The organism is Ruegeria sp. ABV3_008, from assembly GCF_056161185.1.
This window is the reverse complement of the sequence record NZ_JBSWYP010000008.1, coordinates 148,330-174,171: the sequence shown is the minus strand read 5'-3', so window position 1 is coordinate 174,171 and position 25,842 is coordinate 148,330. Positions and strand designations below refer to the sequence as shown.

At 58.8% G+C, this 25,842-nt stretch carries 28 protein-coding genes; 20 read left to right on the top strand and 8 right to left on the bottom strand.

Annotated features, from left to right (window positions below; translation table 11 throughout):
- The first annotated feature begins 66 nt into the window (after nt 1-66).
- The 10 genes from ACXAH8_RS15100 to ACXAH8_RS15055 all read left to right on the top strand — a co-directional run bounded on the left by ACXAH8_RS15100 (nt 67) and on the right by ACXAH8_RS15055 (nt 9,512).
- On the top strand, nt 67-993 hold the full coding sequence (locus tag ACXAH8_RS15100; protein ID WP_475219663.1) for a LysR family transcriptional regulator: 927 nt from the start codon (nt 67-69) through the stop codon (nt 991-993).
- Between the two features lie 73 nt (nt 994-1,066).
- Nucleotides 1,067-1,777, top strand: coding sequence for an aspartate/glutamate racemase family protein (locus tag ACXAH8_RS15095; protein ID WP_475219662.1), 711 nt, complete (start codon nt 1,067-1,069; stop codon nt 1,775-1,777).
- Between the two features lie 172 nt (nt 1,778-1,949).
- Nucleotides 1,950-3,689 (top strand): ABC transporter substrate-binding protein, encoded by a 1,740-nt coding sequence (locus ACXAH8_RS15090; RefSeq protein ID WP_170378557.1) that lies wholly within the window; start codon nt 1,950-1,952, stop codon nt 3,687-3,689.
- An 86-nt stretch (nt 3,690-3,775) separates the two neighbouring features.
- A complete protein-coding gene (locus ACXAH8_RS15085) occupies nt 3,776-4,825 on the top strand; it encodes an ABC transporter ATP-binding protein (protein ID WP_170461603.1) in 1,050 nt (349 codons plus the stop codon).
- A 1-nt stretch (nt 4,826) separates the two neighbouring features.
- Entirely contained in the window at nt 4,827-5,900 is a 1,074-nt protein-coding gene (locus ACXAH8_RS15080; RefSeq protein ID WP_475219661.1) for an ABC transporter ATP-binding protein, read from the top strand.
- The gene (locus tag ACXAH8_RS15075) at nt 5,900-6,763 is read left to right on the top strand and encodes a carbohydrate ABC transporter permease (RefSeq protein ID WP_085807799.1); all 864 of its coding nucleotides are present in this window, start codon (nt 5,900-5,902) and stop codon (nt 6,761-6,763) included. The genes ACXAH8_RS15080 and ACXAH8_RS15075 overlap by 1 nt, the downstream gene beginning before the upstream one ends.
- On the top strand, nt 6,760-7,557 hold the full coding sequence (locus tag ACXAH8_RS15070; protein WP_170378551.1) for a carbohydrate ABC transporter permease: 798 nt from the start codon (nt 6,760-6,762) through the stop codon (nt 7,555-7,557). The genes ACXAH8_RS15075 and ACXAH8_RS15070 overlap by 4 nt, the downstream gene beginning before the upstream one ends.
- 8 nt (nt 7,558-7,565) lie before the next feature.
- A complete protein-coding gene (locus ACXAH8_RS15065; protein ID WP_475219659.1) occupies nt 7,566-7,967 on the top strand; it encodes a DUF2160 domain-containing protein in 402 nt (133 codons plus the stop codon).
- A gap of 65 nt (nt 7,968-8,032) precedes the next feature.
- Nucleotides 8,033-8,428: a BlaI/MecI/CopY family transcriptional regulator gene (locus tag ACXAH8_RS15060; RefSeq protein ID WP_170378547.1), complete on the top strand. Its 396-nt coding sequence runs from the start codon at nt 8,033-8,035 to the stop codon at nt 8,426-8,428.
- Nucleotides 8,415-9,512, top strand: a complete 1,098-nt coding sequence (locus ACXAH8_RS15055) for a M56 family metallopeptidase (RefSeq protein WP_170720088.1) — start codon at nt 8,415-8,417, stop codon at nt 9,510-9,512. Before ACXAH8_RS15060 ends, ACXAH8_RS15055 begins: the two co-directional genes overlap by 14 nt.
- 15 nt (nt 9,513-9,527) lie before the next feature.
- On the opposite strand, the gene urtE is transcribed toward ACXAH8_RS15055, so the two are convergent.
- The 6 genes from urtE to ACXAH8_RS15025 form a co-directional block, all read right to left on the bottom strand.
- Nucleotides 9,528-10,223 carry an urea ABC transporter ATP-binding subunit UrtE gene (gene urtE / locus ACXAH8_RS15050; protein WP_170643272.1) on the bottom strand — a complete coding sequence of 232 codons (696 nt, stop codon included), beginning with the start codon at nt 10,221-10,223 and terminating at the stop codon, nt 9,528-9,530.
- Nucleotides 10,224-10,226: 3 nt separating this feature from the next.
- Entirely contained in the window at nt 10,227-10,967 is a 741-nt protein-coding gene (urtD, locus tag ACXAH8_RS15045; protein ID WP_170675887.1) for an urea ABC transporter ATP-binding protein UrtD, read from the bottom strand.
- Nucleotides 10,964-12,193, bottom strand: coding sequence for an urea ABC transporter permease subunit UrtC (gene urtC / locus ACXAH8_RS15040; protein ID WP_475219655.1), 1,230 nt, complete (start codon nt 12,191-12,193; stop codon nt 10,964-10,966). Before urtC ends, urtD begins: the two co-directional genes overlap by 4 nt.
- 3 nt (nt 12,194-12,196) lie before the next feature.
- Nucleotides 12,197-14,149 (bottom strand): urea ABC transporter permease subunit UrtB, encoded by a 1,953-nt coding sequence (gene urtB, locus ACXAH8_RS15035; RefSeq protein WP_475219652.1) that lies wholly within the window; start codon nt 14,147-14,149, stop codon nt 12,197-12,199.
- 61 nt (nt 14,150-14,210) lie between these two features.
- A complete protein-coding gene (gene urtA / locus ACXAH8_RS15030) occupies nt 14,211-15,491 on the bottom strand; it encodes an urea ABC transporter substrate-binding protein (protein ID WP_170549293.1) in 1,281 nt (426 codons plus the stop codon).
- 205 nt (nt 15,492-15,696) lie between these two features.
- Nucleotides 15,697-15,948: a hypothetical protein gene (locus ACXAH8_RS15025; protein ID WP_475219648.1), complete on the bottom strand. Its 252-nt coding sequence runs from the start codon at nt 15,946-15,948 to the stop codon at nt 15,697-15,699.
- Between ACXAH8_RS15025 and ACXAH8_RS15020 the strand changes: the two genes are divergently transcribed.
- The 8 genes from ACXAH8_RS15020 to ureG are packed head-to-tail and all read left to right on the top strand — an operon-like array spanning nt 15,935 to nt 20,976.
- Nucleotides 15,935-16,708, top strand: a complete 774-nt coding sequence (locus ACXAH8_RS15020) for an urease accessory protein UreD (protein ID WP_475219646.1) — start codon at nt 15,935-15,937, stop codon at nt 16,706-16,708. The genes ACXAH8_RS15025 and ACXAH8_RS15020 overlap by 14 nt on opposite strands.
- A gap of 1 nt (nt 16,709) precedes the next feature.
- Nucleotides 16,710-17,012 (top strand): urease subunit gamma, encoded by a 303-nt coding sequence (locus tag ACXAH8_RS15015; RefSeq protein ID WP_170378531.1) that lies wholly within the window; start codon nt 16,710-16,712, stop codon nt 17,010-17,012.
- A 15-nt stretch (nt 17,013-17,027) separates the two neighbouring features.
- Nucleotides 17,028-17,189, top strand: a complete 162-nt coding sequence (locus ACXAH8_RS15010) for a hypothetical protein (protein WP_475219644.1) — start codon at nt 17,028-17,030, stop codon at nt 17,187-17,189.
- Entirely contained in the window at nt 17,186-17,491 is a 306-nt protein-coding gene (locus ACXAH8_RS15005; RefSeq protein WP_170643278.1) for an urease subunit beta, read from the top strand. The genes ACXAH8_RS15010 and ACXAH8_RS15005 overlap by 4 nt, the downstream gene beginning before the upstream one ends.
- Nucleotides 17,491-19,251, top strand: a complete 1,761-nt coding sequence (gene ureC / locus ACXAH8_RS15000) for an urease subunit alpha (RefSeq protein ID WP_475219642.1) — start codon at nt 17,491-17,493, stop codon at nt 19,249-19,251. Before ACXAH8_RS15005 ends, ureC begins: the two co-directional genes overlap by 1 nt.
- 18 nt (nt 19,252-19,269) lie before the next feature.
- Complete coding sequence (gene ureE / locus ACXAH8_RS14995) at nt 19,270-19,722, top strand: urease accessory protein UreE (protein WP_170378524.1); 453 nt, start codon at nt 19,270-19,272, stop codon at nt 19,720-19,722.
- The gene (locus ACXAH8_RS14990) at nt 19,706-20,359 is read left to right on the top strand and encodes an urease accessory protein UreF (RefSeq protein ID WP_475219639.1); all 654 of its coding nucleotides are present in this window, start codon (nt 19,706-19,708) and stop codon (nt 20,357-20,359) included. The genes ureE and ACXAH8_RS14990 overlap by 17 nt, the downstream gene beginning before the upstream one ends.
- The gene (ureG, locus tag ACXAH8_RS14985; protein ID WP_170675879.1) at nt 20,356-20,976 is read left to right on the top strand and encodes an urease accessory protein UreG; all 621 of its coding nucleotides are present in this window, start codon (nt 20,356-20,358) and stop codon (nt 20,974-20,976) included. The genes ACXAH8_RS14990 and ureG overlap by 4 nt, the downstream gene beginning before the upstream one ends.
- An 83-nt stretch (nt 20,977-21,059) precedes the next feature.
- On the opposite strand, the gene ACXAH8_RS14980 is transcribed toward ureG, so the two are convergent.
- Complete coding sequence (locus ACXAH8_RS14980) at nt 21,060-22,094, bottom strand: NADP-dependent oxidoreductase (RefSeq protein ID WP_475219636.1); 1,035 nt, start codon at nt 22,092-22,094, stop codon at nt 21,060-21,062.
- 395 nt (nt 22,095-22,489) lie between these two features.
- Here ACXAH8_RS14980 and ACXAH8_RS14975 point away from each other — a divergent pair, with 395 nt between their 5' ends.
- Nucleotides 22,490-23,617, top strand: coding sequence for a TauD/TfdA family dioxygenase (locus tag ACXAH8_RS14975; RefSeq protein WP_475219634.1), 1,128 nt, complete (start codon nt 22,490-22,492; stop codon nt 23,615-23,617).
- Between the two features lie 45 nt (nt 23,618-23,662).
- Here the strand turns inward: ACXAH8_RS14975 and ACXAH8_RS14970 are convergent, their stop codons facing one another.
- The gene (locus ACXAH8_RS14970; RefSeq protein WP_475219632.1) at nt 23,663-24,580 is read right to left on the bottom strand and encodes a GlxA family transcriptional regulator; all 918 of its coding nucleotides are present in this window, start codon (nt 24,578-24,580) and stop codon (nt 23,663-23,665) included.
- 99 nt (nt 24,581-24,679) lie between these two features.
- Between ACXAH8_RS14970 and ACXAH8_RS14965 the strand changes: the two genes are divergently transcribed.
- Complete coding sequence (locus ACXAH8_RS14965) at nt 24,680-25,840, top strand: acyl-CoA dehydrogenase family protein (RefSeq protein ID WP_475219630.1); 1,161 nt, start codon at nt 24,680-24,682, stop codon at nt 25,838-25,840.
- Nucleotides 25,841-25,842 lie beyond the last annotated feature (2 nt).

Sequence of the window (25,842 nt, the reverse complement as noted above, 5' to 3'; positions counted from 1 at the left end):
GCCTTGACCGGAATATCATTTCAAATACTATATCTTGCTTATACTATCAGAAAAAGTGATGTTCGGATGTCCCTCAGATTTCGTCAGTTACAGGCTTTTCACGCGATCATGGAGACAGGGACGGTCACCGGCGCCGCGTCAGTGCTTGGCATTTCACAGCCGGGCATCAGCAACCTTCTGTCTCAGCTAGAGCGCGAGGCGCGTTTGCCCTTGTTCGAACGCACAAAGGGACGCTTGCTGCCCACGCCCGAGGCCGAGCTTCTCTATCGTGAGGTCGACACCGTGGTGCGCGGGTTGGATCACGTGGCGCAGGCCGTAACGGATTTGCAGAACAAACACCCCGGTCAGTTGCAAGTCGCCGCCCCGCATATGCTGTCATTCGGCTTCATGCCCCGCGAGATTGCGCGATTCTCGCAATCCCGTCCCAATCTGTCGGTCAGCTTTCAATCGCAATATTCGTCGAAAATTCAGGAATGGGTGACGTCGGGCCTGTTCGAGATCGGCATTGTCGAGATGCCCATTCTGCACGATACCCTAAATGCAAAGGTTTTTCGGTTTGAAACGCTGGCGACGTTTCCCGAAAACAGCCCTCTGGCCGCGCACGAGGTCCTGACCCCTGAACTGCTTGAAAAGGAGCCGTTCATCGTGATGGGGCCGGAGCATCAAACACACCGTCGGACCCGCGAGGTGTTCCAGAAGGCTGGGTGCGATTGGCGGACCAAGATCCACACGCATTTGTCGGAAAACCTGCTCAGCTTCGTCAAGGAGGGCATGGGTGTAGCCCTAATCGACCCGTTTACCGTGTCTTTCGATGGCGAGGACGGCTATCAAACCCGGCCGTTTCAGCCGCCCGTGATGCTGGATCTTGCGGTCATCACCGCCAAAGGCCGCCCGCTCTCCGCCATCGGGCAGGCGTTTCTGGCGCAGTTGATGACCTCGATTGAGACCTTTGCCGAGGGCGTGGTACCTGACGAACGGCAGACGAGCGGATAACGCTGTTGGCAAGTCGCATGAGGATGTGAAACTGTCGGGCGAATTCGACGCTCAGAACGCAGGAGGAGGGCAGATGATCGCACAGGGGGGTAAATCCATCTACGGGGCGTCGGTGGGTATCTTGATGCTCGATGCGCGGTTTCCGCGCATTTCGGGCGACATGGGTAACGCGACGACCTGGCCGTTTCCGGTGCTGTATCGGATCGTGCGCGATGCCTCGCCTGACCTTGTTGTGCGGCGCGGCGCCGAGGGCATGTTGAGCGCGTTTGTCGATGCGGCCCGTGACCTTGTTCGCGATGGCGCGGACGGCATTACCACGAATTGCGGTTTTTTGTCCTTATTCCAGCAAGAATTGTCCGAGGCCGTTTCGGTTCCGGTCGTGACCTCGTCTTTGATGCAAGTTGAGATGGTCAATCGCACCCTCCCAGTTGGAAAGCGTGCTGGGGTCCTGACCATCTCGGCCTCGACCCTGACCGAGGATCATTTGCGAAAAGCACAAGTGCCCGAAGGAACGCCGATCGGAACGACGGAAGGGGGGCAGGAATTCACGCGCGCGATTCTGGGAAACGAGGAGTCTCTGGATGTCGAAAAGGCGCGCGCTGACAATGTCGAGGCGGCTTTGCGGCTGCAAAAAAACCATCCTGAGCTGGGCGCAATCGTTCTGGAATGCACCAATATGTGCCCCTATGCAGCCGATATTCGAAATGCGACGGGATTACCTGTTTTCTCGATTGTCAGCTTTGTGACGTGGTTCCAATCTGGTCTTTTGCCGCCAAGGTTCTGAAAACGCGGTACGGCACTCGATTAGAAAAATTAAATAATAACAATACATAAGGCGGAATTTTTCTGCCCTCGCGTCAATTACTAAAAATTTAGTTTGACAGATGCGCGGTAAATCGCTGATGTTGGTTGCCATCCGGTTCGCGCCGGAATCCATAGTTTTTGGGAGGAAACAGATGCGGAGACATCTACTTTCCGCAGTGGCGGCGGCTGCCGTCATTGCGGGGCACGGTCCCGTTTGGGCCGACGAAGCCGCAGCACAACGTTGGATCGACGACGAATTCCAGCCATCGACTCTGTCGAAAGACGAACAGATGGGCGAGATGAAGTGGTTCATCGAAGCTGCACAGCCTTATGCCGGCATGGAAATCAACGTTCTGTCGGAAGGCATTCCAACGCACTCATATGAATCCGAGGTGCTGACCAAGGCGTTCGAAGAGATCACCGGGATCAAGGTCAACCACCAGATACTCGGCGAGGGCGAAGTGGTTCAGGCCGTTCAGACCCAGCTGCAGACGGGCCGGAACCTCTATGACGGTTACGTCAATGACAGCGACCTGATCGGTACGCACTCGCGCCTGCAACTGGCCTATCCGCTGACCGACATGATGGCAGGCGACTGGGCGGCGACAACTTCGCCGACGCTGGATCTGGATGACTTCATGGGCATTCAGTTCACCACCGGTCCTGACGGCAAGCTGTATCAGTTGCCTGACCAGCAGTTTGCGAACCTCTACTGGTTCCGCAAAGACTGGTTTGATGACGAGGCCAACAAGGCCGCCTTCAAAGAGAAGTATGGCTATGACCTTGGCGTTCCAGTCAATTGGTCCGCTTACGAAGACATTGCCGAATTCTTCACCAACGACGTGAAAGAGATCGACGGTGTGACAATCTATGGTCACATGGACTACGGCAAACGCGCACCTGACCTGGGTTGGCGTATGACCGACGCGTGGCTGTCGATGGCCGGTGCCGGTGACGTGGGTGAGCCAAACGGTATCCCCGTTGACGAATGGGGCATCCGCATGGAAGCGGGCACCTGTAACCCTGTCGGGGCCTCCGTCTCGCGCGGTGGTGCGGCCAACGGTCCGGCTGCGGTCTACGCGATCCGCAAGTGGGATGAGTGGCTGCGGGCATACGCTCCTCCGGGTGCGGCGTCTTATGACTTCTACCAGTCGCTGCCAGCGCTTAGCCAAGGCAACGTGGCCCAGCAGATCTTCTGGTACACCGCCTTTACCGCCGACATGGTGAAGCCGAAGTCCGAAGGCAACAACACCGTGGACGACGAAGGCACGCCGCTGTGGCGGATGGCGCCCAGCCCGCACGGCCCCTATTGGGAAGAAGGCCAGAAGGTCGGCTACCAAGACGTGGGTTCCTGGACGTTCCTTAAATCGACCCCCGAGGATCGTGCTCAGGCGGCCTGGCTCTATGCTCAGTTCGTGACGTCGAAGACTGTTGACGTGAAGAAGTCCCATGTTGGTTTGACCTTCATCCGCGACAGTTCGGTCAACCACGAGTCGTTCACTGAACGCGCACCCAAGCTGGGTGGTCTGGTCGAGTTCTACCGCTCGCCTGACCGTGTGGCATGGTCGCCGACCGGCATCAACGTGCCGGATTATCCGAAGCTGGCCCAAATCTGGTGGCAGCAGATCGGTGACGTGAACTCGGGCGCCTTCACCCCGCAAGAGGCGATGGATCGCCTAGCCGAGGAAATGGACATCACTATGGCCCGTATGCAGGCCGCGGATGAAAGCGCCGGCGTCTACGGCGGCTGTGGTCCACGTCTGAACGAGCCGCAGGATCCTGCCTTCTGGCTGGAGAAAGAGGGCTCGCCCAAGGCCAAGCTTGAGAACGAAAAGCCGCAAGGCCAGACCGTCAACTACGACGAACTGGTTCAGCGCTGGCAGTCTCAGTAAGCGATTGAAACCGGGGGTGCCGATTGCGGCATCCCCATCCCAAGACCAAGACAGCGCATCGCGCTGCGGGATCGGAATTCACGGACATGATCGAACTTAAAGACGCGACCAAACGGGTCGGGAACGTCATCCATATCAAACCCACATCCCTGACACTGCAGACCGGCCATTTCAATGTGCTGCTGGGCGCGACGGGATCGGGCAAGACCTCTCTGATCAAGATGATGGCCGGGTTGGACCCAATTGCCTCGGGCAAGGTCTTCATGGATGGGCAGGATGTGACGAAGCTGAACACGCAGAAGCGGCAGATCAGCCTGGTCCACCAGTTCTTCGTGAACTACCCGCATATGACCGTTTTCGACAATATCGCCTCGCCCCTGCGCGTGGCTGGCATGGCGAAATCCGAAATCGAAGGGCGCGTGGAAGAAGCTGCCGATCTGCTTCAACTGCGCCCGATGCTACATCGCCGCCCGCATGAGCTGTCCGGTGGCCAGCAACAACGCACCGCGCTGGCGCGTGCGATTGCGAAAGAAAGCCGCGCCGTGTTCCTGGATGAGCCGCTGGCCAACCTTGACTACAAGCTGCGCGAAGAACTGCGTGAGCAATTGCCTGATCTGTTTGCCGGGCGCGGAGCGGTAGTGGTCTACGCAACCTCGGAGCCCGAAGAGGCGCTGTTGCTAGGCGGTCATACCGCGCTGATGGAAGATGGGTATGTCACGCAGTTCGGCCCAACGGCTGATATCTACCGAAATCCCGAAAATCTGGCTGCAGCACGCGTATTCTCCGACCCCCCGATCAACGTCGCCCGCATCACGGTTTCCGGCGCACAAGCGCAGCTTGCCGGAGGCGGCGGCTGGGCGGTACAGAACATGGCCGATGGCGAATACATGGTGGCTGTGCGCCCTCATCGCGTCACACCGATCCGGACATCTGAGGCTGACGTTGAACTGACAGGCCGCGTGATCGTGACCGAACTGTCGGGATCGGACTCCAGCGCGCATTTCCGGCATGGCTCCGACGACTGGGTGTCTTTGGCGGCAGGGGTTCACCCCTATCAGGTCGGTGAGGATCACAGTTTCTACATGAACCCGGCGCATTGCCGGTATTTCGGCCAAGACGGCCAAAGGGTGGCCTGACATGGCACAGATCAAGCTTTCCAACCTGCGACACAGCTATATGCCCGCGCCGAAAGGCCCCGAGGACTATGCGCTGAAAGAAGTCGATGTCACTTGGCGCGACGGTGGGGCCTATGCGTTGCTGGGACCCTCGGGCTGCGGCAAGTCCACTCTGCTGAATATTATCTCAGGTCTGCTGACTCCGTCTGAGGGGCAGATTCTGTTTGACGGTCAGGTTGTTACTGCCCTTCCACCCGATCAGCGCAACATTGCACAGGTGTTCCAGTTTCCGGTGATCTACGACACGATGACCGTGGGCGAAAACCTAGCCTTCCCGCTGAAGAACCGAGGCGTCGACCCCGCCAAAATCAAGGGGCGCGTCGATGAGATCGCCGAGATGCTGGACGTCACGGATATGCTGAACACCCGCGCCAGCGGCCTCAGCCCGGACAACAAGCAGAAGATCTCGATGGGGCGCGGGCTGGTGCGCGACGATGTGAACGCGGTGATGTTTGACGAACCGCTCACTGTGATTGACCCGCATCTGAAATGGAAGCTGCGCTCGAAGCTGAAAGAGCTGCACCAGAAAGTGCAGGCAACAATGATCTACGTGACCCACGACCAGACCGAGGCGCTGACCTTCGCGGATGAGGTGGTCGTGATGCAAGACGGCGAAGTTGTGCAGATCGGTACCCCTGTTGAGCTGTTCGAGCGCCCGCAGCACACCTTCGTTGGCCACTTCATCGGCTCCCCCGGCATGAATGTTCTGCCCTGCGAGGCCAAGGGCGACCGGGCCGTGTTCGAGGGCCATGAAGTGATGCTGGAAGGCCCAACCCACGGCGACGGAGGACGCACCGATCTGGGTATCCGCCCGGAATATGTGGGCTTCGGCGATACCGGCATTCCGGCGCATGTCACCAAAGTGTCCGATATCGGCCGCCACTATGTGGTCAGCGCGATGGTCGGCAATACGGCCCTCAAGGCCGTGACCGAACACTCTGTGCCTGAACCGGGGTCGCAAGTGTTCCTGCAATTCAAACCAGAACAATCCCGCGTTTACCGCGACGGCTGGATCGCAACCGAGGAGCGCAGCTGATGAGAACAGAAAACCAAAAAGCCTGGTTCTTTGTCCTGCCGGTGTTGGCACTGGTCGCGTTCAACGCGCTGGTGCCGATGATGACGGTGGTCAACTACTCGGTGCAGGAAACCTTCGGCAACAACCAGTTCTTCTGGGAAGGGCTGGGCTGGTTCGAACAAATCTTGCGTTCGGATCGCTTCCAAGCTGCGCTGGGACGGCAGTTCCTGTTCACCTTCCTGATCCTTCTAATCGAGGTGCCTTTGGGCATCATCGTCGCCCTGTCGATGCCGCGCAAAGGGTTCTGGGTGCCGGTCTGTCTGGTCCTGATGGCCCTGCCGATGCTGATTCCGTGGAACGTGGTCGGCTCGATGTGGAACATCTTCACCCTGCCCAAGATCGGCCTGCTGGGCTACTTCCTGAATGATGTTCTGGGCATCAACTATGACATGACGCAACAGCCTTTGTCGGCTTGGATCACCGTCGTTGTCATGGATGTCTGGCACTGGACGTCGCTTGTTGTGCTGCTGTGCTATGCGGGCCTCGTGTCGATCCCGGATGCCTATTATCAGGCCGCCAAGATCGACGGTGCCAGCCCGTGGTCGGTGTTCCGCTATATCCAACTGCCCAAAATGAAAACCGTCCTGACCATCGCCGTTCTGCTGCGCTTTATGGACAGTTTCAACATCTATACCGAGCCCTTCGTTCTGACCGGCGGTGGCCCCGGCAACTCAACCACCCTGTTGTCGATCGACCTTGTGAAGATCGCGCTGGGACAGTTCGACCTCGGCCCTGCGGCCGCGATGAGCCTGATCTACTTCGCCATCACGCTGCTGGTCAGCTGGGTCTTCTACACTCTGATGACAAAGGATGACGCGCAATGAAGAAGCGGTCTCTTATTCCGATCCTCTATATCGCGTTTCTGATGCTGCCGATCTATTGGCTGGTGGCGATGTCTTTCAAGACAACGAACGAGATCCTGTCGGGCTTTTCTCTGTTCCCTCAGACCTTCACGCTGGAGAACTACACCACCATCCTTACTGATCCGACGTGGTATTGGGGCTATATCAACTCGATCATCTACGTGACGATCAACACGGTGCTGTCGGTCTGTGTGGCCTTGCCTGCGGCCTATGCGTTCTCGCGTTACCGCTTTCTGGGCGATAAGCAGCTGTTCTTCTGGTTGCTGACCAACCGAATGGCGCCGGCTGCGGTGTTCGCGCTGCCGTTCTTCCAGCTCTATTCCTCGATCGGGCTGTTTGACACCCATCTGGCTGTGGCTTTGGCGCATACGCTTTTCAACGTGCCTTTGGCGGTGTGGATTTTGGAAGGTTTCATGCGGGGTATCCCGAAAGAGCTGGACGAGACAGCCTATGTCGACGGCTATTCCTTCCCGCGTTTCTTCGTGACGATCTTCCTGCCCAACATCAAAGCGGGCGTGGGTGTGGCGGCGTTCTTCTGCTTCATGTTCTCGTGGGTCGAGATGCTGTTGGCCAAGACGCTTACGGCGGTGGAAGCCAAACCCATCGCCGCCGTGATGACCCGCACCGCCTCCAGCGCGGGGTATGAGCTGGGCCTGCTGGCAGCCGCCGGAACACTGACCATCATCCCCGGCGCCATCGTCATCTGGTTTGTCCGCAACTACATCGCGCGTGGTTTCGCGATGGGACGTGTATGAGGTTCGATATGCGCAAACTTCTTATCATCCTTCCCTTCTTGCCCACTGCGGTATTTGCCCAGCAGGCGGGTTGGGGCAGCGTCGGCCAGCAAGAGGAAAAAGGCTTTTCATGGACCGATCCGCTGTGGCCTGATTTCTGGATGGCTTGGACGCCAGCCACACTGGCTCTGTTCGTCGGCATCTTTTCGGCCATTGCACTGATCGGCGTGCTGGAGGGGTTCAAATTCCGCGATGGCATTGAACGCAAGGGCGTGCTCGGCCTGACCACAACGCTGGGCGACCGCCTGTTCATCACGTTGCTTGGCTCGACCTACATCTTTCTGGCCTGGCTCGGTTTCGTGGGCCAACCGGTCTGGACACCGCTGTTTCTGTCCATCGGCTGGGGTTTCTTCGTTTTCTGGAAAGTTTAGGCTTTGACAAAACACGAAAGGATGCTTGTCTGACAGGCACACCAATCATGACGACACCAAGAGCAATGCGAAAGAAAAAGACGACAAATCTGCTGACCGAGGTTGAACTGGAGTTCATGAACGAGCTTTGGGCCCTAGGGGAAGGCTCGGTGCGTGATGTATTGGACCGCCTGCCACCGGAACGGAATCTGGCCTATACTTCAGGTGCAACGATCCTGCGTATTCTCGACGAAAAAGGTTTTGTCGAAAGCCGCAAGGACGGAAAAACCCTGATCTACAGCCCGCTTCTGGACAAGGATCGGTACCAGGCCCGCTCGCTTCAGAACCTTTCGCGGACGTTGTTTGACAACACACCAGCCTCGCTGGTGGCGCGTTTGGTCGATGATGCGGGTCTGAGCGAGGCGGATCTTGAGGATATTCGGGCATTGGTAGAAAGGAGACTGCAAAATGACAGCGGTTAAGCCGGTTCTCGATGCCTATCTCGAACTGAATTTTGTTCTGATCCTATCGGTCGCGTTGTGGTTCGCAGCTCGATTTGTTCTGTCTCGAACCTCGATGCGACTGTCCTATTCCGATCAGTTTCGCCTGCTCAGGGCGCTGGTGCTTTGCCTTATGTTCAGCCCGCTGCTGGCTTTTGGGGCGGCGCATCTGTTCGAATTTATCTGGCCAGGTCAGCCGATGGCCATCGGCGACGTGGCCGTTGCAGCCTATCTGAGGGGTGAGATCGCGCTGCCTGCAACCCAGTTTGAAACGCTGCTGAACACGCGCCAGCGCTGGGTCGAGGCCGCTTTGGATGGTAGCTCAATCTGGGCGATCGCCGCACTTGCGGTTTTGGCATTGGTTTTGACCATGCTGGTCATCCGCGTGATCTGGGCTGCGCTGCAAATTCGTCAGACGGTCTTGGACAGTTTCCTGTGGAAACGTTCAGCCAAGGTGGATGTCCGTTTGTCGGATCACATCAAAGTTCCCTTTGCCGTACGGGGCCTGCGCCGTCGTCACGTAATCCTTCCAAGCAACCTGCTGAACGATCGTCACGAATTGCGGTTCGCGATTGCCCATGAGTTCCAGCATGTTCGCAGCGGCGACGTCGAATGGGAGCTGGTGCTGGAGTTTCTGCGCCCGCTGTTCTTCTGGAATCCGGCCTATCACATCCTGCGCTATCAGTTTGAGCGGCTGCGTGAGCTTGGTTGCGACCAGGCCATTGTCGCCAGGCGCAGACTGGATACGGTGGACTATGCCAAATGCCTGCTGGACTATTGCGCCCGCACGGTCTCGCGCGAGCGTCCGCAGGTCCTGAATGTTGCGCTGGTCAATGGTAACAAGGCGAAACGGGTGCTGCGACAGCGTGTGATCGCTTTGGCGGACGGACCCAAAGGGGGTCATCCGCTGCATGCGATGGTCCTGTCTTTCAGCCTGATCTTTGCGATCGTCCTAGCTTGGGGCTCGGCCAGTTTGCGCGAGACCGACGGGTGGAGCCAAGACCGGCTTATGCTTTCGACCGTGGTCAACCTTGAGCGGCTGGAACGTCGCAACAGCGGCAACTGACAAGCATCGTCTCGGTCAGACCGAGACGCCTTGAAGGACTTGATCCCGTGAAACATCCTGCTTGCGGCCTTCGAGCAGGATTTCGCCCCGACGCAGCACCACAAACCGGTCGGCGAGGTCGTAGGCAAAGTCGAAATATTGCTCGACCAGTAGGATTGCCATCTGACCCTGATCGCGCAGGTGGCGGATCACTTCACCGATCTGCTGGATGATGTTGGGCTGAATGCCCTCGGTAGGTTCGTCCAGCAGCAAGAGCCGGGGCTTTGTGATCAGTGCCCGGGCAATCGCCAACTGTTGCTGCTGGCCGCCGGATAGATCTCCACCGCGCCGATGCTGCATCTGGGCCAGAACCGGGAACAAATCAAAGATCTCATCCGGCACGAAATGTTCAGCTGCGGGAAGGCAGGCGAACCCGGTTTCGAGGTTCTCGCGCACTGTTAGCAGCGGAAAGATTTCGCGCCCTTGCGGGACATAAGCGACACCTTTCCAGGCCATCTGATGCGCAGGCAGCGGGCCAAGGTCTTCTCCGTCCAGTGTCAGCGACCCGCCAGAGCGGGGATGGGTGCCCGAGATTGCCTTGATGAGGCTGGTCTTGCCGACCCCATTGGTGCCCATCACGCAGGTCACCTCACCCCTCTCGGCCTCCATCGAGATACCGTTGAGGATTTGTGAATGGCCGTAATGTAGGGTCAGATCGTTCAGTTTCAGCATCGGTCAGCGCCCCAGATAGACGTCGATGACGTCCTGATTTGATGTCACGTGGTCCAGAGACCCCTCGGCCAGAACCGAGCCTTCGTGTAGGACGGTGACCTTGCAGTTCAGGCGGCGGACAAACTCCATATCATGTTCGACGACCACAACGGCGCGGGTCTTGGCGGCTTGAACCAGCAGATCAGTTGTGTGTTCGCGCTCCTGCGGGGTCATCCCGGCGGCAGGCTCATCAACCAGCAGAAGGCGTGGTTCCTGTGCCAGCAACATCCCGATCTCGAGCCATTGTTTTTGCCCGTGGCTGAGTTCACCGGATTTACGGTCAAGTTCGTCCTTCAGGCCGATCTCATCCGCCAGTTCCTTGACCTTTCCCAGGTCGCTGTTCGTGGGGCGATAGAATAGGACGCCCAGCCAACCGCGTTTGTTCTTGAGGGCCATCAGCAGGTTTTCTCTAACGCTTTGGTCCTCAAACACAGTAGGTTTCTGGAATTTCCGGCCGACACCGGCCTGCGCGATTTTCGCCTCGCTCATCCGCAGCAATGAGACGGATTTCTCGCCCCAGATCACGCGGCCTTCGTCTGGCCGCGTCTTGCCTGTGACGATATCCATGAAGGTCGTTTTTCCGGCCCCGTTCGGGCCAATCACTGCGCGCAGTTCGGCCTCGCCGATCTGGAAGGAGAGATTGTTGATGGCACGGAACCCGTCGAAGGTAACCGAAACGCCGCTAACCTCTAACAGAGTGCTCATTCCGTTGCCTCCTTTTCGCGTAGGGCGCTGTCGTCAGGCCCAAGTGGCGCACCGTGGCGCTGCGGCGCACGGCGGTTGGTCCAGAGGTCTAACAGGCCACCGATACCCTTTGGTGCGAACAGAGTTACCAGTACGAAGGAGACGCCCAGCAACACTTGCCACCAGTCGACCCATTTGATCGTGTAGAACCCCAGCGGGATATCCGGGGCCTGTCCGCCGGTGAACCATGTGCTGAGCAGGCTGACGAAAGCCGCCCCGATGACTGCGCCGTACAGGCGGCCCCGCCCACCGATGGCAACCCAGACGGCCAGATAGATCGAAGCAATGGGGGCCATTTCCTCGGGGTTGATGATCCCGGCCTGCGGGTAGTAGAGCGCCCCCGCGATGGCTGCGATACAGGCAGTCAGGGTGAAGACAGCCAGTTTGTAAACCTCGACAGAATAGCCAAGGAACCGCACACGTGCCTCGTTGTCGCGGATGCCACGGATGACCGAGCCGAACTTGCCCGATACAACCCAAGCCGCGAGTATATAGCTCAAGCCAAGTGCCAGCGCCGAGGCCCAAAGGAACCAGATCGACACCACGTCCTGCGAGGCGGTCACACCCGGCAGGTTCTGCAAGCCCGATAGGCCATTATTGCCGCGCAATCCGCTGTCGTTCTGGAACAGGTAGAGCGCCAGCGCCAGCGTCATCGCTTGTGTCAGGATCGACAGGTATACCCCCGTCACCCGGCTGCGGAAGGCCAGCCAGCCGAAGATCAGCGCCAGAAGTCCGGGCACCAAAACGACCAGGATCAGTTGCAGTGTCAGGCTATGGGAAAAGGCCCAGATCAGAGGGAAGTCCGACGATCCGACCACGCCGAAAATCTGCGTTCCGATAGCGTCCACGACCTCGGACGGGGTAGGGGGGATTTCGGCTTGTGACAGCGACTCGACCACGATCAGCCGCGTGCGTTCGTACATCAACCACATGCCGATCATGTAGCCTCCTAGCCCGAAGAATGCGAAGTGCCCCAGCGAGAGGATGCCGGTGAAGCCCCAAACCAAATCCATCGCCACGGCAATCAGGCACAGGCACAGGGTCTTGCCCAGCGTCTTGACGAAACTGGTTGAGATCACTCCGATCCCAAACCCTTCGGACAGGACGGTCACGCCTAAGGTAAACAGGGACAGGATGGCCAGAAAGACCAGGACCGAGGGGTTTTTGGCGACAAAGCTACGTTCCATGGCTCAATCCCCCGCCGCGCGGCCTTTGAGGGCGATGATGCCCCTTGGCCGGAACTGGATGAAAATGATGATGAAGATGATCATGTAGGTCTGCGCCGCGAGGGTGTTCGACGGGTTCATCCACTCGATCCCCTTTTGCAGGAAACCGATCATGCCCGCTCCCGCCAGCGCGCCCCAGATATTGCCGACGCCGCCGACAACCACGGTCATGAAGCTCTGTACGATATAGTCGCTGCCCAGATCGGATGTGACCTTGGCGAACAGCCCAATCGCAACTCCTGCGATCCCGGCGATGCCGGAGCCAAGACCGAAAGTCAGCATGTTCACCCGCCCCGGATTGATGCCCATCGACCCGGCCATGCGTGGGTTTTGCGTGACGGCGCGCATCTCAAGCCCCAGCCGCGTACGCTTCATGATGTAGAGGAATAGTCCCAGAAAGATCATCGCCAGCACGAAGATCGCGATGCGGATATAGCTGATCGAGACCACATCGTTCAGCACCCATGCCCCGTCCAGCCAGCCGGGCGCGGTTAGCGGGCGGGCCTGCGTGCCAAAGATGTTCTTGGCCAGCTGTTGCAACGCAATCGAGATGCCGAACGTGGCCAGCAGCGTCTCCAACGGGCGCGAATAGAGCCAGCGGATCACCAACCGCTCCATCGCGACACCCATGGCGAAGGTGACCGCAAAGGCCATCGGGATGGCGACGATGATCGAGAGTGTATGATCGGGGATGAACTGCTGAACCACATAGCCGGTGTAGGCACCCATCATGATGAACTCACCATGCGCCATGTTGATCACACCCATCACGCCGAAGGTGATCGCCAGACCGATGGCCGCGAGGAAATAGATCGATGCCAATGAGATCGCGTCCAATGTGAGATCGAGGGTCTGGTTCAAGCCGACCTTCAACTCGATCTGGTCCAGCGCTTCTTCGGCGGCGGCCGTGACTTCGGGTGAAGGTTCGGTATAGGTCTCAAAGAAGACATGCGTTTCTAACGCGGTATCGATATCGGTGTCGGTGATCAAAGCTGGAACCAGGCCAGCTTCGGCCAGAGCAGCGTAAGCCTGAGCACGCGTGGCGTCAGAGTTCAGTTGCGCAACAGGAATACCCCCCACGCGGCCTCCGTCTATATTGGCGGCCAATGCGGCGCGTATGTCATCGGGCGACGTGCGCGGTGCGGCAAGGTCATTGGCGACCAACAGATCATATGACTCGTCCCGCGACAGGGCTTCCGATCCGGGTTCTAGAATAGTGGCGATATTAGCATTGGAAGGCAGATCAGTGCCCGCCTGTCGTTTCGTCGCGACCAAAGGGTTCAGAGCCGCGCGGACGTCCACCCCCAGATCGTCGGACATGTCTTCAATCGCAGCAACACGCGTTGCGGTATCTTCGTCGTAGCCGATGGTCAGCAACCGCTCGAGGCGTTGCTTCTGCGCTTTCAGATCGGCATCGGGCTCGTCCTCAATCGAGGCACGCAGCGGCTCCAGCAGAGCGCCTTCGGGATCGCGTTGGATAGATGTTAAGGCGGCCAGACGTTTCGCGCGATCCGGGTCGGTCAGTTGGAACTGGACCAAAGCCGTCCCGATCATCGCGCGAATGCCGCTATTGGGTTTCAGCTGTTTCAGGTCGGATTTTTGATACGTTCCAACAACCTCTCCGGTGTCGAAATCGGTCAGCTCATACGAGCGGCCCTCGGCCTTTTTACCTGAAAAGAACTGGCCGTCCGACTTGCGCATCCACACGTCTTTGGCGGCCCATGTCTCAAGCATCACCTGCGCTTGCGGTAGACCGCTGCTTGCGATCGCATCAATCGCTGGCCCAATCGTCTTGCGCGAGCTTTTGGCGATGATCTCCTGATGCTCTTGCAGGATCGGCTGCAGGCCGGCCTCTTGCGCATTGGCCGTTAGGCAGGCGCATAGGATTGCGAGGCCCGCAAGGAATAGTCTTAACATGTGGTGAAACCCGAGGCGTCGTTAGGGCAAGGCGGGCGTTGAAACCCGCCTTGCGAGTAGGTTAGTAGTTCGACAGGGTCTGAACGCAGGTCTTGGTCTCGGTGTTGTACATTCCGCAACCCAGCTCTTTCCAATCCGAGATCAGAACCGCCGATTCCGGCAGGAAATCGGTCCACGCATCACCCGGAACGACGTCGGTTTCGCTGATGATATCGAACTGACCGTCTTCCTGAATCTCACCGATCAGAACCGGTTTGGCCAGGTGGTGGTTTGGCAGCATCACGGCAGTGCCACCGGTCAGGTTCGGGAATTCCTGCCCGTACATGGCGGCGCGCACGGCATCCACTTCGGTCGATCCGGCCTCGGTCGCGGCGTTCACCCACATGTTGAAGCCGATGTAATGCGCCTCCATCGGGTCATTGGTCACGCGGTCTTCACCCATGGTGGCTTTCCACGTCTCAACGAACTCTGCGTTCACGTCGGTATCTGCCGACTGGAAGTAGTTCCACGCGGCCAGGTGACCGACCAGGTTAGTGGTATCCAGACCCGAGAGTTCTTCCTCACCGACCGAGAAGGCTACAACCGGGATGTCATCGGCTGAAACGCCCGCAGCCGCCAGCTCTTTGTAGAAGCCAATATTTGCGTCGCCATTGATAGTCGAGATCACGCCGACCTTCTTACCATCTGCACCCAGCGCGACCACGTCCGCCACGATCTTGGACCAATCAGAATGACCAAAGGGGGTGTAGTTGACGAAGATATCCTCGTCCGCGATGCCTTTACCCTTCAGATAGCTTTCCAGAATATTGTTGGTGGTCCTGGGGTAGACATAGTCTGTGCCGAGCAGAGCGAATTTCTCGACCCCCAGTTCCTCCAGAAAATAGTCGGTTGCAGGGATTGCCTGCTGGTTTGGCGCGGCACCGGTGTAGAAGACGTTCTTGGAGGATTCTTCGCCTTCATACTGAACTGGGTAGAACAGCAGGCCGTTCAGCTCTTCGATCACCGGCAGAACCGATTTACGGCTGACCGAGGTCCAGTTGCCAAAGATCACGTCCACTTCATGCACGGTCAGCAGCTCGCGCGCTTTTTCAGCAAATAGCGGCCAGTCCGAGGCCGGGTCGACTACAACCGCCTCAAGCTGCTTGCCCAGCAGGCCGCCCTTGGCGTTTTGCTGATCGATCAGCATCAGCATCGTGTCTTTCAGCGTGGTTTCCGAGATTGCCATCGTGCCGGACAGCGAATGCAGCACGCCAACCTTGATCGTGTCTTCAGCCGACAGTGCGGCGGTGGCCATGGCAGCAAATACCAGTGATCCGGCGAGCGTGGATTTGAGCGATTTCATGTAATCCTCCTGGGCGGGGCCGGGAGAGAGGGCTTGCACAACGGCGCGTTTCTCTTCTACCTGATCCCCGCAACTGTTGTTGCGTTAACGTGTGGCGGTTGTGTCCGAGGTCCAATTCGCGCAGCCGTCACACACCCTTCGAGATGTTTCCCCCGACGAGCACCCATACGGTTTCTGCATCGCGGCAAACTTGGCAACCTGTCGGTCAGGCAAATGCAAAAATCAGCCGCATCTGATTAATTTTTAATCCATTACCCGTATGTGTGCCAAAAATTTGGTCACCTGCATCGGTTTTATCGTCGATTGCGACACCCAAGAATGGTTTTCCGTCATCCCAGACCTGAAACACAGGGCATGAACTGACGCCTCGGGGGTGCCCAATTACGAAACTTGCCCAAATAACACCCAATGCGGACAAAACCCCGCCTCGCGCCAAGGGGGCCGTGTCGATCAGCACCAAGCTTTTGGGAAAGCGGTCGGTTCTGGACATTTTCCGCCAATCCGGTTCCTTTAAGTGCTTGTTCCCGCGTGCAGAATCGCACGCGTTGGATGCGGTTCTGCTGAACACTGCTGGCGGCGTCACTGGTGGGGATTCGTTTCGGTTCTCCGGAACAGCGGGCGAGGGCACGACCCTAACGATGGCGACACAGGCGTGTGAGCGCGCTTACAAGGCGCAGCCCGGCCCCTATGGTCAGGTCGTCAATCACCTGACCATCGCGCCTGGCGCGCGCATGAACTGGCTGCCGCAAGAGACAATCCTGTTCAACGGCAGTGCGCTGGATCGTCGACTACTGGTCGAAATGGAGCCGGACGCGACGCTACTGATGGTTGAGCCTTTGGTCTTTGGACGCGCGGCGATGGGTGAAACTCTGACCGATATCCGTCTGCGGGACCGGATCGAAATTCGGCGCGGTAGAGCCCCTCTTTTCTTGGATACAATGTGCTTTGACGGCGACCTGCACGCCCATCTCGCGAAACCTCATATCGCAGACGGGGCGGGCGCAATGGCGCTCGTCGTCTTTGCCTGCAGCTCGGCCGAAGGGCACTTGGACACGGTGCGCCAGATGTTGCCCGAAACGGCAGGTGCAACGCTGATCCATGGTGATCTGCTGGTGATCCGGATGCTAGCCGAAAACAGCTTTGCCCTACGCCGTGCGCTGATGCCGGTTCTGTGGCAGCTCAACAATAACACTCTTCCCCGATGCTGGATGATCTGAGATGAACCTGACCCCCCGCGAAAAAGACAAACTGATGGTCGCCATGGCTGCCGAAGTTGCCCGCAAGCGCCTTGCCCGAGGGGTCAGGCTGAACCATCCCGAGGCCATCGCCCTGATCACCGACGCTGTGGTCGAAGGTGCGCGCGACGGTCGTTCTGTGGCCGACATGATGCAGGCCGGAGCCGAAGTGATCACCCGGGATCAATGCATGGAGGGCGTGCCCGAGATGATCCACGAGGTTCAAGTCGAAGCCACCTTTCCCGACGGCACCAAGCTTGTGACCGTCCACAACCCCATTCGCTAACAAAGGAACCAATATATGACCCGTATGCTTTTCCCGGCCCTGATCGTTGCAGGCCCTGCCGCCGCCCACACCGATACGCATATCCATGCGCACGGCATGGACTACGCGACCCTTGGCGTTGGCCTGGCGGTTGTCGCACTGGCCGCAATCGCGCTGATGATAGAGTTGAACAAATGATACCCGGAGAGCTGTTCCCGGCCGAGGGTGAGATCACCCTGAATGCAAGTGCAAAGGCAATCACTCTGATGGTCGCCAATACCGGCGACCGCCCGGTTCAGGTCGGCTCGCACTATCATTTCGCCGAAACCAACCCGGCGCTCGACTTTGACCGTGCTGCGGCACATGGGCTGCGTCTGGACATCGCCCCCGGCACCGCCGTTCGGTTCGAGCCCGGTCAAGCGCGTGAGGTCTCGCTGATCCCGATCGGCGGCGCGCGCAAAGTCTATGGGTTCAATCAAAAGGTCATGGGGTCGCTCTGATGCCAGCAACAATCAAACGTTCTGACTACGCCGCCATGTTCGGCCCTACCACCGGCGACAAATTGCGGCTGGCCGATACCGATCTGGTGATCGAGGTCGAGCGCGACTTGACCGCCGAACGCGCGGGCGCTGCCGCGACCGGGGGAACCGGCGACAATGCGCTGCTCTATGGCGAAGAGGTCAAGTTCGGCGGCGGTAAGGTGATCCGCGATGGGATGGGGCAGTCTCAGGCCACGCGCGCCGAGGGGGCCGTGGATACGGTCATCACCAATGCGCTGATCGTGGATCACTCGGGCATCTACAAGGCGGATGTGGGCCTGAAAGACGGGCGCATCGCCAAGATCGGCAAGGCCGGAAACCCCGACACGCAGCCCGGCGTCGACATCGTCGTCGGGCCGGGGACTGAGGCCATCGCTGGCGAGGGGCGAATCCTGACTGCAGGAGGCTTCGACAGTCACATCCACTTCATCTGCCCGCAACAGATCGAGGATGCGTTGCATTCCGGCCTGACCACCATGCTGGGCGGCGGAACGGGCCCCGCACATGGCACTCTGGCCACCACCTGCACGCCGGGCCCATGGCATATAGGGCGGATGTTGCAGGCTGCCGACGCGTTTCCGATGAACCTGGCCTTTGCAGGCAAGGGCAACGCCTCTCTGCCTGCGGCGCTGGAGGAGCAGGTCACCGCAGGTGCCTGCGCTCTGAAACTGCATGAGGATTGGGGCACGACCCCTGCCGCCATCGATTGCTGCCTTTCGGTGGCCGATGCGATGGATGTGCAAGTCATGATCCACACCGACACGCTGAACGAATCCGGTTTTGTCGAGAACACCGTGGGCGCCATGAAAGGTCGCACGATCCACGCCTTCCACACCGAAGGCGCAGGCGGTGGCCACGCCCCCGATATCATAAAGATCTGCGGCGAAAACCACGTTCTGCCGTCGTCAACCAACCCCACGCGGCCCTTCACCGTGAACACGGTCGAAGAACATCTGGACATGCTGATGGTGTGCCACCACCTCGACAAATCCATCCCCGAGGACGTGGCCTTTGCCGAAAGCCGCATCCGGCGCGAGACGATTGCGGCCGAGGACATCCTCCACGACATGGGCGCGTTCAGCATCATCGCTTCGGACAGTCAGGCAATGGGTCGGGTCGGAGAGGTTCTGATCCGTACATGGCAGACCGCCGACAAGATGAAAAAACAACGCGGCCGCCTGCGCGAGGAAACTGGCGACAATGATAACCTGCGCGTTCGTCGTTATATCGCGAAGTACACCATCAACCCGGCGATTGCGCATGGCCTGAGCCATCAGATCGGCAGTATCGAGGAGGGCAAACGCGCCGATCTGGTCCTGTGGAACCCGGCCTTTTTCGGGGTGAAGCCCGAGATGGTCTTGTTGGGTGGCACCATCGCCTGTGCGCAGATGGGCGACCCGAATGCCTCGATCCCAACGCCGCAGCCGGTCTATAGCCGCCCCATGTTCGGAGCTTACGGCCGGTCGGTTGAAAACTCGGCGATCACATTTGTCTCGGAGGCCGCGCAAGCGAGTGGGATCGGTGATACACTGGGACTGGCGAAACAAACCGTCGCCGTGCGCAACACGCGCGATATCGGCAAGCAGGATTTGCTGCTGAATGATGCAACGCCCCAGATCGAGGTTGACCCGGAAACCTATGAGGTCCGAGCCGATGGGGAGCTGCTCACCTGTCAACCTGCCGAAGTGCTGCCGATGGCGCAGCGCTATTTCATGTTCTGATTTGAAAAGGAGGCCACGATGACCACTGCGATCAAAACCGCCCGTATCTATCACGATCACCACCACGATCCGGCGCATGCTCAGGTCTCGCTGGACTATGACGGGCGTTTCCTGCGCCGTAAAATGCTGGCCACCGATGATGGTGAGTCCTTTTTGGTCGATTTGGCACACACGAAATCCCTCGACCATGGTGGGGTTCTGGTGCTGGAGGATGGGCGCGAGATTGAAATCATCGCCGCACCGGAAGAGTTGTTGGAAATCAGCGGGGACAATCTGCTGCACCTTGCGTGGCATATTGGTAATCGCCACACGCCCTGTCAGATCGAAGCCGACCGGCTCCTGATACAACGCGATCATGTCATTCGAGATATGCTGCTGAAACTGGGGGCCGAAATCCAAGAAGTCGTTGAACCCTTCACCCCCGAAGGCGGCGCCTATGGTCATGGCAGGACACATGGCCACGCCCACTAACTCCGATATCCTGACCTTGGTGCAATGGTTGTCACCGGCCTATCCGGTCGGTGGGTTTGCCTACTCCCACGGGCTGGAGGCAGCTATAGAACTCGGTTCGATTGCCAGCCCTGAGGATACGGGCGCCTGGGTGTCGGACGTATTGGAGTATGGCGCTGGCTGGAACGACGCGCTTTTTCTGGGGGCGGCTTACGCCGCCGAAACCCCGGTCGACCTGACCGACATCGACGCCACAGCCCGCGCGTTCAGCGCCTCATCCGAGCGGTTGATGGAAACCAGTTTGCTCGGGCAGGCGTTTGGAGCCGTGACCGGGGATGTCTGGGGCTTGGACTTGCAGCACCTGACCTATCCGGTGGCGGTAGGGCGTGCGGCACGATTGCAGAATTTGCCGTTGCCATTGGTTACTGAGATGTTCCTGCAGGCGTTCCTGAGCAATCTGGTCGCCTGCGCAACGCGCCTTGTGCCCTTGGGGCAAACCGATGCGCAGCGGCTGATACGGGATCTGACGCCCCTCAGCGCAACGATTGCCGCAAAGGCACTGGACGCAGGTCTGGAGGATCTGAGTTCGACGGCGTTCCTCGCGGATATCGCGGCAATGAAGCATGAAACACAGTATTCAAGGATTTTCCGAACATGAGCAGTACGAACGGCCCCCTTCGTGTCGGCATCGGAGGCCCCGTCGGCGCGGGCAAAACCACCCTGACCGCCGCGCTGTCTGAGGCGCTACGCGATATCTGTTCGGTGGGCGTGATCACAAACGACATCTACACCCAAGAGGACGCCGAGGCGCTGATGCGGATGCAGATCCTGCCTCAGGACAGGATCATCGGCGTTGAAACCGGCGGTTGCCCGCATACCGCGATCCGAGAGGACGCCTCGATCAACCTTGCGGCTGTGGCCGAGATGCAGTCGCGCCACCCGGAGATTGACGTCGTGCTGATCGAAAGTGGCGGCGATAACCTGTCGGCGACGTTCAGCCCTGAACTGGCAGATGTAACGCTCTACGTGATTGATGTGGCTGCGGGCGAAGAAATCCCGCGCAAGGGTGGGCCTGCGATCACGAAATCGGATCTGTTGATCATCAACAAAACCGATCTCGCCCCGCATGTGGGCGCGTCGCTTGAGGTGATGCAGGAAGACGCCACGCGCATGCGCAAGGGTCGGCCGTTCTTGTTTGCCTCGTTGCGTCAACGGCAGGGCGTGCCCGAAATCGTTAGCGCGCTGGCTGCGATTGGTGGGCTTGAAACGGCTTGAAAGAGAACAGTCGCCGCTGCTCGGTGCGGCGACTGTCGTTTCTAATTCGGAGTGGGGTGCCAACTAGAGGCTTACTGGGGCGATCAGGCCCCGACATTCACCACCATCTTGCCGAAATTCTCACCGCGCAGCAGCTGGTTCAGTGCCTCGGGCGCGGCCTCTAGCCCCTCGACCATGTGCTCGCGATATTTGACCGATCCGTCCTGAATCCAGCCGGTCATATCCGTGACGAACTCTTTGTAGAGCGAGGCCGGGAAGCTGTCGAAGATGATGAACCCCTGAGCCTTCACCTTCATCCGTAGCAGCGTGCCTATGATCGCAGGCCCCATATCCGGACCGTCCGGCAAGCCAGGCAGGTTGTACCACGAGACCACGCCGCAGATCGGGATGCGCGCAAAAGCGTTCAGCAAAGGCAGGACGCCGTAAAGCACCTTGCCGCCAACATTTTCGAAGTAGACATCAATCCCATCCGGGCAGGCGGCCCGCAATTGATCAGCGAAATCGGCAGCTTTGTGGTCGATACAGGCGTCGAAGCCCAGATTTTCCACCACATGCGCGCATTTTTCGGCTCCGCCCGCAACGCCTACGACCCGGCAACCTTTGATCTTGGCGATCTGCCCGACGGTCGCTCCGACCGGCCCGGAAGCGGCGGCAACGACTACGGTTTCTCCGGGCTTGGGTTCGCCGATCTGTAGCAACCCGGCATAGGCGGTGTAGCCGGGCATACCCAGAATACCCAATGCCCAGGACGGGTTTTGTGGCGCTTTGCCCATGTTTATGACCTCGGTTCCGTCCGTGATCGCGTAGTCCTGCCAGCCACTGCCAGACAGTACGTAGTCGCCCTTCTCGAATCCATCGAGGTTCGAGGTCACAACCTGTCCCACAACCTGTCCGGTCATGACCCCGCCAATTGCCACAGGCTCGGCATAGGATTTTGCGTCATTCATCCGTCCGCGCATATACGGGTCCAGCGACAGGTAGCAGGTGCGGACCAGCATCTCGCCCGCGCCCGGAGTGGGGATTTCCGTAGTCTCCAGCCGCAGCGTATTGTCATCGGGTTCCCCCTTGGGGCGTTCGTTCAGAACGATGCGGCGGTTTGTGTCTGCGGTCTGGGGCATGGTCTTGTCTCTCTGCTGAGTCTGGTTTGTCGCGTCGGCGCGTCACAAGCGTCGGGTCGTCGAATTTTGTCACACCGTTCTGTATTTCAGGCGGCGCGTCAATCTTTTCACACCTTTTGTGCCGCAGGGTTTGCTCAGCAAAACAGCAGGGTTGAAGTTTGCCGTAGGCTCTACGTTTGCCGGCACGTTTTCCGTTTGACTGCGCCGCAAAACAATTAAAGCCTTCGCAAAGAGATAGCCCCCAATCCAGACCTTCGCATGCCATCCAGCTTAGAAAAACCAGCGACGTTGGGCCGCCGACCCGGGCATCCTTACAGGAAGGCCTACGATTGGTGGCCGCCCCCATCCCAGCGCTGAGATTGAATCCGAATTTCAACTCAACGCGAAAGACTAACATGACAATTCAAACTCTCTCGAAACCGGTTCAGGTTGAACTGGCCGAAACACATGTGCGTATCACCTGGCCCGACCATATGACCGGGGATTTCCCGTTCATCTGGCTGCGCGAAAACGACCCTGCAGGGTTCCATCCGCAGACGCAGGAGCGCCTCACAGACCTCACCGCCATTGCGCTGGATATTAAACCCGTGCAGGCATTCCAGTCCGACAACAGCCTGCATGTTGTTTGGGCCAAAGATCAGGCGCCCATCGGTTTTGATCTGGACTGGCTGCGCCATCGCCGCCCGGGGCAACCTGCTTTCGATCCGGCCGATACCGGTTTCGTCACATGGCGGGCCGAACTTTCGTCCACCGGTATCCCGCGCGCGAAAGCCGAAGGGGTGCTGACACAAGACAGTGCTTTGAAGACCTGGCTGATCGCAGCGCGTCAATACGGGCTGAGCATCGTGGACCATCTAGCCGACAGCACCGAGGCTGGCATGGATGTCGCGCGCCGGATCGGCTTTCTGCGCGAGACCAATTTTGGGCTGACCTTCGAGGTCAAATCCAAACCCAACCCGAACAATCTTGCCTATACGCCGGTTGCGTTGCCGCTGCACACCGACCTGACCAATCAGGAACTGCCTCCGGGGTTCCAGTTCCTGCACTGTCTCGCCAATGAGGCTGAGGGCGGTGAGTCGCTGTTCTGTGATGGCTATGCGGTGGCAGAGGACCTGAAACTGGAGGATCCCGATGCCTTTGACGCCCTGTGCGACATCTCGATCCCGTTCCGGTTCCATGATGGTGAAACGGACATCCGCTCGCGTAAACGGGTCATCACCTGCGATGAAAACGGCGACGTGATCGAGATCTGCTTCAACGCGCATCTGGCGGATTTCCTTGATATCGAGCCCGCTCTCATGGCGCGCTACTACCGCGCCTATCAGAAGTTCATGGCGATGACGCGCGACCCCAAATACCTGCTTCAGCTCAAGCTGAAGGGCGGCGAAATGGTGGTCTTTGACAACCGTCGTGTACTGCACGGGCGTTCGGCCTTCGATCCCAATACAGGCCACCGTCACCTGCACGGCTGCTACGTGGACCGTGGTGAATTCGAAAGTCGTCTGCGCGTTCTGTCGCGTTAAGCGACTGACATAAGAGCAGCGCCGTCTTGGGGCGGCGCTGTCCCTCTACACCCTGTTGCGGAAGGCCGAGGGGGTCTGCCCGAACTCGGCCTTGAAAGCACGGGTCATCGCGCTGGCGTTCTCGTAGCCCGACCGGCTGGCGATTTCGGCGATGGATTGCTCGGTCTCTTCGGTTAGCCTGCGCGCAAGGTTCAGACGCAACCGACGATAGAGCGCTTGCGGTGTGGTTTTCAGGTCCGCTTGAACGCGCATTTCCAGCCGTTTCTGAGTGCACCCCGTTTTGCGTGCAACCTGTGTGATCGAAAGCGGTGTTTCCAGGTTTGCCTGCATGATGGCCAACGCACGGTTGACCAACGTGTCTTCGGTTTGCATCGGTAAGGCATAGTGGTCGCTCCGGCCACGGCTCATAAACAGATGGGCGACCTCCATCGACAACAGCGGGCCGTGATCCGTGCGGATAAGCGCCAGTGCAAGATCAAACGCCGCCATCGCCCCAGAACAGGTCAGACGAGCGCCATCAATGACGTAGCGCTCTTGCACGACGTCCACGGCGGGAAAGGCTTCTTCAAATCGGGAAAGCTCATCCCAGTGAATCGTCGCGCGGTGCCCATCCAGTAGCCCGGCCCGTGCCATCAACCAGCTGCCGGTATCCAGCCCAGCCACCTGTGCGTGCCTTTTTGCGGCCGCTAGCAGGGCGCGCAGGGTCGTGGGCTTGCCCAATTGCAAGAACCCGTAAGAGGGCATCACAACCAGAACATCCCCTCGCTGGTCGGTCAGGGCGGTATCCGGTGTCACCGCTAGCCCGCTGGAGCTGTGGACGGCTTCCCCGTCAACGGAACAGAACCGCCACTCATACAAAGACTGCCGGGACAGAGTGTTGGCCGCCCGCAGAGGCTCGACCATGTTGGCGAGGCAGTGGTTCGAGAATCCATCGAACAGCAAGATGTTAAATCTGTGACTCAAAAATTTACCAACTCTGCATGACATTCGGCGAAAACTGCATGCCGCGAACATGGGGAATCTCGTTTCCTGCGTCAATCACCTATCCAAGGATATCGCGCCATGCAGTTTGGTCTGACCGAAGAACAGGACATGATCGTCTCGACAGTCCGCAGCTTTGTCGAAAACGAAATCTACCCACATGAGGTCGAGGTCGAACGCACCGGTCAGGTGCCGCATGAGCTGGGCGAAGAGATCAAACAGAAATGCATCGATCTGGGCTTTTATGCCTGCAACTTCCCAGAAGAGGTTGGCGGCGCAGGCCTTTCGCATCTCGATTTTACGCTGGTCGAGCGCGAGCTGGGTCGTGGATCGATGGCTCTGACCCATTTCTTTGGTCGTCCGCAGAACATTCTGATGGCCTGCAATGATGAACAGCGCGAACGCTATTTGCTGCCAGCTGTGCGTGGCGAAAGGATGGATGCCCTGGCGATGACTGAACCGGATGCGGGCTCGGATGTGCGCGGGATGAAATGTCAGGCTGTGAAGGATGGCGGCGATTGGGTCATCAACGGCTCCAAACACTTCATTTCGGGCGCGGAACATGCGGATTTCTTTATCGTCTTCATTGCAACCGGCGTGGATGAAACACCAAAAGGGCCAAAAAAGCGGATCACGACCTTCCTGGTGGATCGCGGAACGCCCGGGTTTGAGGTGCGCGAGGGGTATAACTCGGTCAGCCACAAGGGCTACAAGAACTACATCCTCTACTTCGACAATTGCCGGCTGCCTGACGCGCAGGTTCTAGGCGAGGTCGATGGCGGTTTCGCTGTCATGAACGAGTGGCTCTATGCGACTCGCCTGACGGTTGCGGCCTTCTCGGTCGGTCGGGCGCGGCGCTGTTTCGACTATGCGCTGAACTATGCTGCTGAGCGCAAACAGTTTGGCCAGCCCATCGGTAAATTCCAGGGCATTGGTTTCCAGATCGCCGATATGATCACCGAGATTGATGCCGCGGATTGGCTGACTCTGTCTGCTGCCTGGCGCCTGGACGAAAACCTGCCCTCGAACCGCGAAATCGCCTCGGCTAAGCTTTATGCCTCGGAAATGCTGGCGCGGGTCACCGACGCGACGCTGCAAATCTATGGTGGCATGGGTCTGATGGACGACTTCCCGATCGAACGCTTTTGGCGTGACGCGCGGGTTGAGCGGATATGGGATGGCACCAGCGAAATCCAGCGTCACATCATCAGCCGTGATCTTCTGCGTCCACTGGGCGCCTGACG